Source organism: Bartonella sp. B1098 (genome assembly GCF_944896145.1).
GTDB lineage: Bacteria > Pseudomonadota > Alphaproteobacteria > Rhizobiales > Rhizobiaceae > Bartonella.
Genome location: NZ_CALYLP010000003.1, coordinates 585,935 through 595,000 on the forward strand (window position 1 = coordinate 585,935; position 9,066 = coordinate 595,000).

Sequence of the window (9,066 nt, forward strand, 5' to 3'; positions counted from 1 at the left end):
CCGTTGCAAAATATGTGTGTGACATACCCCGAAAAATATTTTCTAAAACAAACAGGTGAACATGCAATAGAAGTTCATTTTGTTCGAGGTACTCTATCTTGCATGATCCCATTATACACAACATCTTAACTTTGGATACTTTTAAACGAAACAGAATATAAGAAAAAGAAACAGCAAAACTTCATCTCTGCAAACCATAAAGTTTGCTATAAAGTTATGTTTCCATAAAATGCCTTATACCATCTATACGATTTTTTAAAATGATAAATGCTCTTTGTTATATGGAACCAATCAGCAAAAAATAAGCGCTTTTAAGAAACAAAAAGCGCTCACCCGTCATCATCAAATATCTCTTAATTCAAACGAATTGAATTCACGAAAAATATTTATCAACCAATGCATAAAGAATGGCCGCTGTTTCAACATCGAGAATCCCATCATACTTCTCTTGACGAAAATGAAGTTGAAAAGCTCGGATCAAATTTTTATATCCTATTTCAGTAGATGCCGCTGAAATATCATACCCATAACATTTCAGCTTTGCCAAAGCCTCCTCCTTGGACGGAAAACTCTTAGAAAATTGTTCCTGATAGCGATTTTTGGACTCATCATCATACCACGCCCCTATCCCTGCCCTATAAAGCTCTTTCCACGGAAAAGCTGCTCCTGGATCACTTTTTCTTCCAATGGCAATATCACTATGCCCCACAACATCCGTTGGCGTAATATCGGGATACCGTTGAAGAATATTCAATGCAAGCTCTTTAACAGCATCAATTTGTATTGGATTATAAGGAGGAAAGCTAAACTCCTCATTATGATGATCCATTAAATCAACGGTCTCTTCTGAAAACTCAGAATGACCCATTGCTAAATTAACGATTTCAATCCCAATAGATGAATCATTAAGATGACTATACCCAGCCCATGCGCTAACACCTGCATGCCATGCACGCTCATTCTCATCAACCAAATTAAAAATACACATATCCTTAAATCCAGCTTCACGATATGTCTGCTCTGAAGGATCAGGAACGAGATAGTGTGCACTAACTTTTTCCCCTGTAAGCGCCATGATCGAGGCTTTAAAATCAATAGACGTATAATGCATGACAAGAAACCGAACACGACGATTAAAACTCTTGACAGAACGATAACTGTTGTAATCAATCCGATACATAAAAGCCCTTTCTTTTTGGCTTTAAAAACCACCGCCTATCACAACAGATTAGGACGCGAGCTGTTGAAAAAATTGCAATGGGCTTCCTATCTAGGCGAATTACGTCAAAAATTTGTTCATCCACACACACACCACATCAAATTATTTTTCACATAATGACCAATTAAAAAGAAAATAAAAGCATAAAACGATCACTTCTTACAGCTTCACCGTCTTACAGAAAAAAGAGCTGTTCCTGTTATCAAATTGGGGAATATCTCTCCCCGAAGCGAACGCCTAACCATCGTGCAATCTACATAAAAGCATAAAGGAAACACTTTATGAGATCTTTACAGCAATTTATTGACCGCCAACTGAACAGTACATATTCACCATCAACGCTTCACGGACCTATTTGTCAATAAAACTTGCAAAGCTTTTCTGTCTAATGACACTGTATCTTATCTTTTCACAACATCTCTTTCTGATTTACAAAGAATATCGATTATTAACAACGCTTTTGAGGCACACAAAGTCTCTAGATTTCCTCCATATGCTCCTAAGGCAAGATAATAGATTAGTTTATAATGATCATTAATCTTTTTTTTGCATCTTGGATGGAAAAATCGGATAAATCCTCTGCTATTGAATTCATTAAAGCCTTTTATTTTCACATCAAAAGCAGAAATTAATGGTTAATAAAAGACACTGAAGAAACGAGTAAAAATACTTCTTATAAGAGCTAAAAACAACATTGTATGATGCATGTATCTTATCCCCTTAATCTCAAGAGTAAAATTCATTACACAATTGGACGTTAGAAAAGTAATACTCCGAAAATCCAATCCAGCCTAAAGACCTTCAATATTTTTTCTGATAACATAAAAATGAAAAGACTGCTGAGAACCAATGATGTATCTTACGGAACATCTATCAGAAAACAGACCTAACTTTTGGCACTAAAGAAAAATGGGAGAAAGATACAGAAATTAACGCTCCTCCTTAAATGAGGAACAAACTCTTTTGCTACGTCTCCTTGACCGGCAACAGCAGCAAGCAACAGAGCATCGCATTCCGTAACTTTTTACCAAGTTGCTTGAGGAAGACAATCCCCTTCCCTTTTCCAACATTCCCACCCCATATCACCATAAGTGGAATGAATAGCAATAATCATGGCTCTAAGCCCTTCAACACCCCTCACGGATTTCTAGTCCCAGCCTATCACTCGCTAGCCCAAGAACTTTCTTTTTCATAATCTCTCCATCCATTCGCTAACAATTGCATTTGTCATAACAGGATTATCATCCCACAAACGCGTACCCGCCCCAGAAATTATTCGATATTCATGATTGACACATTGGCTTTTTGTTTGATTATCAACCGTTGCAAATTGCGATTTTTCACCCACCAACGCTAAAAACTTACCCGTATATTTAACAATCTCATCTCTAGCATCCAATGCCAATAAGAGTTTAAATCCTCTTGTCATCCGTTCAATGGCCATGCTTTTTTGATCTTGTGGAATTTCTAAGGCAACTCTTTTTTTAATAACGCCACAAGGATGCATAAAAGCATTGAGTGTTTCTAAAGCTCTTGCCAAATCATTATTTTCTAAGTGAAACAAAATATCTCCAAGACGCTGCTGCAAAAGCTTATCTGGATAGCCAGGTGCATTGACAGCAAGTACCGCTTGAACATTGGAAAGCCGTAGTGCCAATATTTGTACCAACATTCCAGCCATAGAAAATCCCACAAGCACCGCAGGCTCTTTAAAATACTTTTCGAGTTTTTCTATCATAAAAGATAACGTTTCGATAGCAGAATAATTGAGAAAATGAGAACTCTTAGGAAAAAGCGAGAGCGTATCCAGCAGCGTTACTTGGAATCCTTTTATCGTGCAAAGCTTTGTCAATGGAGCGCAAAAAGCCCCCTCATCCCAAATGGGCATCACAGGAGAAAGAATAACCACAGGACAACTCATTGATCGGTCGCTCCTCTTGCTTCAACACACGCATCAGAAGCCAAACTCTTTCTCCCAAATGTCATAAAAATACAGGTATGTTGAAACTCTACGCCTACAAAATCCCCCATAACACCCAATTTGTTAAATCAAACGAAGCTTATGATTAATTTTAAACCTACTCAATCAAACCACTAAATAAAAAAAATCATTCAACAACAGAGTCCAAAAGCATATAAAACATCAAAAATATTTCTGCATAATGTCTTTGATTATTTCACTTAGCTTATTTCTGAGGTCATAAAATGACGCGCTTTTTGGATATAAATGATAAAACCAATCATGCAACAAACGGCTAACAAAGTTGCCATAGCCCGTGGGCTATGACCAGAGATTTCTCCGATAACCGCCGCACTGAGTGCAGCGCTCCCTAATTGCAAAGAGCCCATAACCCCAGAAGCTGCTCCCGCCGCTTGCGGATGGGATGAAATAGCCAACGCTGTGCCTAACGGCAATAAAAAACCATTTCCAAAAGTAAGAACAGCAATTGCCATAAAACTTGTCACAAGGGGCCATGGGCTTAGATACATTTGCAAAGCAAAAAGCGCACCTCCTATAACAAAAATAATGTACCCTCTCCCCACAGTTTTTTCCATAGACTCGCGTTCAAAAAACCATCGCGCCAAAAAATTTCCCAAAATATAGGGAAATGAGACACCAATATAGCTATAACTAATATGGATCGGCGATAAACCCAAAGTCGTGAGTAAAAAAGGCGACTCCACAATATAAGCAAAATAGGCTGCATAAGAAAAACACGGAATAAGTGCATAAAAAATAAATTGTTTATTTCTGAGAACGTCTAAATATCCCTTCATAAATCCTACCGGAGAAAAAGGCTGTCGTTTTTGAAGAGGGAGAGTTTCAGTTAGCACAAAACAACACAGTAAAATGGTCAAACATATAAAAAAGCCTAAAAAGATAAAAGTCGCCTGCCAATGAAAAGCTTGTATCAACAATCCACCGATGAAAGGTGCAAGTGCTGGCGACATTCCAATAAAAGGGAAAACGATCAAATAAAGTCTTCCTGCTGCTTTTTTATCCAACAAATCATTGATAATCGCGCGACTTAAGACAAGTCCCGCACAAGCTCCAAGACCTTGCAAAAAACGCAATACAAGAAAAGTATGAATATGAACCGTATAAATCACACCAATTGTCGTGAATAACCACAAGAATAAGCCTAATAAAAGTGTTTTTTTACGCCCAAAATTATCACTGAGCGGTCCATAAATAAGCTGTCCAAGCGCCAATGCAAACAAAAAAACGGCCACTGCACTCTGAATTTGAGATTGAGTCACTTGATAATACTGACGCATCCCCCCCAGCGCTGGTAAAAAAATATCAGTAGAGATTAATCCCCCTGTCGACAAACATACAATAAGTATAATAAATGGAAAAGTATATTTACGATTCATAAAGAAAATCACACTTTTAAAGTTAGATATTAAATAGTATTTAATTGAAAATAAAAAATATAATGATATTTTTTCTTATATCGTTAAATAATCATGATGAAAAGAGTTATTATTTTATCTCATGATAATTAAATTTCTATTATTTTTTCATCAATAAAATTCTATTCTCCATGCTTCACATGCAAAAATTCATCCCATTAATAGCTTTCCTTTACGCACACTTTGCCGTAATCTTCCGCTGATTTTTTCATTGATATCATAAACAAAAGCACAATCTCTTTTCACGGCAACAATGCCACTTTCTCTACACGATCCATCAAAGTTGATCGATAAAAGACAAAGTAGAAAAACAACCTCTGACGCCTCTACCCCCAAATCACTATAGTATAAACAGAGCAATAGTTTAAAGAGCCTATCAACACAAATCATTATTGTAAAGAATTTTGGTCTATCAGCTCATAGAGTATAATGCTACTTCTGCAAAACACCCAAAAACCAATATATTGTACTCATTTCATAAAGTTTTTTACTGAAGAAAAGCAGAAAAAATTACCGTCTAATTTTTATTTAACTTAAGCCGTGAGCTCTTATAATATTCTGAGTTGATATTTATTTTTTCCCTGACGCCTGACCTTTTAACTCTATTTTATAAAATATTCCTCACATAAGAGGTTCAATGTACTATACAGTATAGAGAGAAACACGTCTTTCCTCAAACATACATTAGATCTTTAGAGTTGCGTATTTCAAATTTTTCCTTTCATAATAAACGTTAAAGCGTTTTTTTCTCTTCATTTTAGCGTCTATCCATCTATTTTGGAACCTAATTGGCAATAAGGCATTGTATCTCCAGCAAATTCAAGGAGATACAACATGGAAACCCGCATTCCTGAAAAAACACCTTTCGATACGAATCTTCTAGGAGAAACATCCCTAGAGACAGAATATCCTTTTTTTCCCTCCCCCATTTCATGGTCCGCCATTTTTGCTGGATTGATAACGGCTCTTGCCACCTCAATCTGCCTCTTTTTTCTGGTAGGCGCATTAGGATTGAGCCAAATGGATTTCACTTCGTCCTCGCCTTTTGAAGGCTCGTTGCTCTCCATGGGCACACATTCTCTTATCGTTATACTGATAAGCCTTGCTTTGGGAGGTTTTGTTGCAGGGCGTTTTGCTGAAACCGCTGGCGCTCTTCATGGTTTCTTAACCTGGGCTCTCATAACACTACTGATGACCCTTCAAGCTATTTACGTGATTTCAAACACAGCAAAAATAGGGGCTAAAGCAGCCCTAGAAAACAGCTCGATGATCGAAAAGACCATAGACAGTTTCAAAACAAATATTTCCCCCCTGCTTACAAAATTAAACAGCGAGGATTTTGCAAAGTTTTTCACAAAAAACAGTGATGGTGACATCAATTTTGACCAACTTGGCAATGAGTTGCGTACCCTTCTCCATAAAAGCGACATTCCTGCCCTCAATCCTGAGCGCTTAAAAACATCCTATCAGGCTGCGTTCAGTGATATTGGGGAGGCAATCACAGCTTTTAAAAAGGATCCTTCGCATTACCGTACCACTTTGAAAAATCTAGAGGAACGCCTTTCTGATCGTGTAGAAGATTTGACAGAAAAATTTAATCGAAGCGATATCATCAATGCCCTCACAAAAGATGGCATGAGCCGTGCGGATGCACAAAGGGCAGCTAACCGTGCCGTTCAACTTTATCAAAGTGCAGAGGAAAAAACTGCAAAAGCGATAAAAGTGCTTGAAGAACGGGCTGAAACCCTCTCTGACAATCTTGAAGGAGCTATCAAAGGTGCCCAAAACACCGCCACAAAAGTCACGAACACAGCCTCACACATGGGATGGTGGGGCTTTTTAGGGAGTTTGATAGGCGCTATCATTTCCAGTATTTGTGGCTATTATGGTTACAGAAGCCGTAAGGATATTTTCAAACTTTAAAACTTTTAGCTTTCAAGCGAGCGTAAAAAAAGCTGTACATTTTTGTACAGCTTTTTATTTTTTTAAATATTTTAGGGTTCTTTATGTTTCATTGCTCCCATACTCCTTAAACAAAAGACCTGCGAACATTAAAAAGAGTGTTAAAGAGATATCTATTCTCCATAAAAATGCTCAATTGCCATATCCTTAAGCTCTTAAAATTTTTCACCACTATCTGGTTGTTATGTTTCCTTTGTGCTCCAGGGTGATCAAATTTCTTGCCCTATGGGATCCCTTTCTGTCCTTGAAGATTTTCATAGGATTAAGCATACATTTTAATGCGTAATAATCCCATAAGTACGCTAAAAGCTACCTCCTCCATCCATAGCACACTAACCCCTCTCTAGCACGCGACGGTAATGGGGAACATCACACCGCACGCCCAAAATCAATAGACAAAACAAAACCCCACATCCACTCCTTGCAATGATCATTGGCGCAAGCAAACCTCCTCCACAGAGTGAAAGAATTGAAGGTTAATGTAAAGATTTCAATGTTTTTTCCATTTCAGCGCAGGCAAAAATCTGCCTCATGACAGCGAATAGAGATAATATGATGGATGATAACCAAATGTAGCCGCAAAAAGGAAGCATATTGTGTCGATGATAGAGATGTGCGTTCTGGAAACAGGCTGGAGATATCATACAAGAGCATATGGCCTATTCTTCAAGAGGCTTTTAGAGAGCGAAGTATCGATTGAGTTCCTGCAAAGCCTTTATGCGCAGAATGACATATCTCTAGGCTCCTACCTTCTAGCCTTAGCGAGAAAGCTGTTTAGTGGCATTTCCCCTCTATTACGGTCCATTATGTTCTTTTACGCAGGAAGATTTCCGTCGCCCCCAGCCCCTCAACATAACTTTACCTGCGTTTTTTCTCCGATATGAGAATGGTTGCAAGTGTTATTGATTTCAGGTCTTTAATGCTTTGGGAAGTGTGTCATTTTTTGACGTTTTTAGCTTTTGAAAGCGCAATATGTTTATTTATACTTTTATTTATACTGGGGGTATTTTTCTGACATGGTCGTCGACTATTAGCGCAGTAACATACGTTCTTATGCTTTCATGGTGTTTATCTTAATGGCACATAAAGGGGAATAGAGAGCATTTGACATTATGGAGTTTTTTTTTGAGACTTCTTTAAAGCGATGGGATTATCTTTATGATCAGGGAGTATTTTTAGCGCCAAGTATTTTTATGTTTTTTTTATTCTAGCATTTTTTTTCACTTTGGCTTGTCCTTCCTCCAGCTTTTTCCTCCTTCACTTTCTCTCTCGCCTTCTATGAGAGTACAAAGCTCCGTCTTCTTTTTTTTAGGAGTAAAGGACTATCCCAATTTTATTCTGCCGTGATATATGTAAGAGATTTTTCTGATGGTGTTTTGAGAGAGTTTTCTTATATTTTTTATTTTGTTTTTGAGGTATGAAGCTTTTTCACCCAAGCCCATGAGCTTTGTACTTTTGCGCGCTTAAGCCATATGATAGGGGGACTAGCAAAATAAGATGGGTATAGCTATTTTAAGCCGACTTGCCTTAGAGGGAATAGTGTTTTGGCGTAATCTAATGCCTCACATTGTTAACAGCTCACATTTGTTTTTTTTCGCGTAAGGGGATTTGATTTTGTCCATAGCCTCACCCCACGCTTTGTAGAGGAAGAGCCAAAACTCCTGCATGTATGTGCAATGATTTTTCTTTATGTTTTTATCTGCGCCCCTAGCATCTGCATACTGGAAATATGCTGTCTCATTTTGGATTTCGCGTTTTTATTTTTGGGGCTTTGGTCGCTATGGATTTGTTATGGATTATAGAGATTATTTTGGTTGCGGGGGCAGGATTTGAACCTGCGGCCTTCAGGTTATGAGCCTGACGAGCTACCGGGCTGCTCCACCCCGCGCCATTTATATTAAAACAAGAACTATTTGTTGTCTAGCGAATGTATAGATTATGTTATTTTTATTTTTTATGTTTCCATTAGAAAAGTTGAGAATTTTCTATGCACTTAGCAGACCTGGCGGCGACTTACTCTCCCGTGCCTTAAGGCAAAGTACCATCAGCGCTGGAGCGTTTCACGGCCGAGTTCGGGATGGGATCGGGTGCGTTCACTCCGCCATAACCACCAAGTCAGCAAAATGCATAAGAATGAGAAGCTGGATTATAGAATGAGTATAGGAAATGGGAACGATCAAGTCGATCGAACGATTAGTATCAGTAAGCTTCATGTGTTACCACACTTCCACACCTGACCTATCAACGTGGTGGTCTACCACGGTTCTCAGGGAATACTTGTTTTCAGGTGAGTTTCCCGCTTAGATGCCTTCAGCGGTTATCTCGTCCGTATATAGCTACCCTGCTATGCGGCTGGCGCCACAACAGGTCCACCAGAGATACGTCCATCCCGGTCCTCTCGTACTAGGGACAGGTCCTGTCAATATTCCAACACCCACGGCAGATAGGGACCGAACTGTCTCACGACG

4 protein-coding genes, 1 tRNA gene and 2 rRNA genes (1 of these 7 running past the window's edge) are annotated in these 9,066 nt (G+C 38.5%); 1 reads left to right on the forward strand and 6 read right to left on the reverse strand.

Annotated elements, in window-relative coordinates; all coding sequences use genetic code 11:
• Window positions 1-373: 373 nt before the first annotated feature.
• The 3 genes from NNJ85_RS06950 to NNJ85_RS06960 all read right to left on the reverse strand — a co-directional run bounded on the left by NNJ85_RS06950 (window position 374) and on the right by NNJ85_RS06960 (window position 4,597).
• A complete protein-coding gene (locus NNJ85_RS06950) occupies window positions 374-1,180 on the reverse strand; it encodes an N-acetylmuramoyl-L-alanine amidase (protein WP_254474724.1) in 807 nt (268 codons plus the stop codon).
• 1,228 nt (window positions 1,181-2,408) lie between these two features.
• The gene (locus NNJ85_RS06955; RefSeq protein ID WP_254474726.1) at window positions 2,409-3,140 is read right to left on the reverse strand and encodes an alpha/beta fold hydrolase; all 732 of its coding nucleotides are present in this window, start codon (window positions 3,138-3,140) and stop codon (window positions 2,409-2,411) included.
• A 260-nt stretch (window positions 3,141-3,400) separates the two neighbouring features.
• The gene (locus tag NNJ85_RS06960) at window positions 3,401-4,597 is read right to left on the reverse strand and encodes a multidrug effflux MFS transporter (RefSeq protein WP_254474728.1); all 1,197 of its coding nucleotides are present in this window, start codon (window positions 4,595-4,597) and stop codon (window positions 3,401-3,403) included.
• A gap of 873 nt (window positions 4,598-5,470) precedes the next feature.
• Here NNJ85_RS06960 and NNJ85_RS06965 point away from each other — a divergent pair.
• Window positions 5,471-6,559: a DUF3792 domain-containing protein gene (locus tag NNJ85_RS06965; RefSeq protein WP_254474627.1), complete on the forward strand. Its 1,089-nt coding sequence runs from the start codon at window positions 5,471-5,473 to the stop codon at window positions 6,557-6,559.
• Between the two features lie 1,850 nt (window positions 6,560-8,409).
• Here NNJ85_RS06965 and NNJ85_RS06970 read toward each other — a convergent pair.
• From NNJ85_RS06970 to NNJ85_RS06980, 3 genes are all read right to left on the reverse strand, one after another.
• Window positions 8,410-8,486 (reverse strand) — tRNA-Met (locus NNJ85_RS06970).
• Between the two features lie 112 nt (window positions 8,487-8,598).
• Window positions 8,599-8,713 (reverse strand): 5S ribosomal RNA (gene rrf / locus NNJ85_RS06975).
• A gap of 57 nt (window positions 8,714-8,770) precedes the next feature.
• Window positions 8,771-9,066, reverse strand: a 23S ribosomal RNA gene (locus NNJ85_RS06980) (it continues 2,516 nt past the right edge of the window).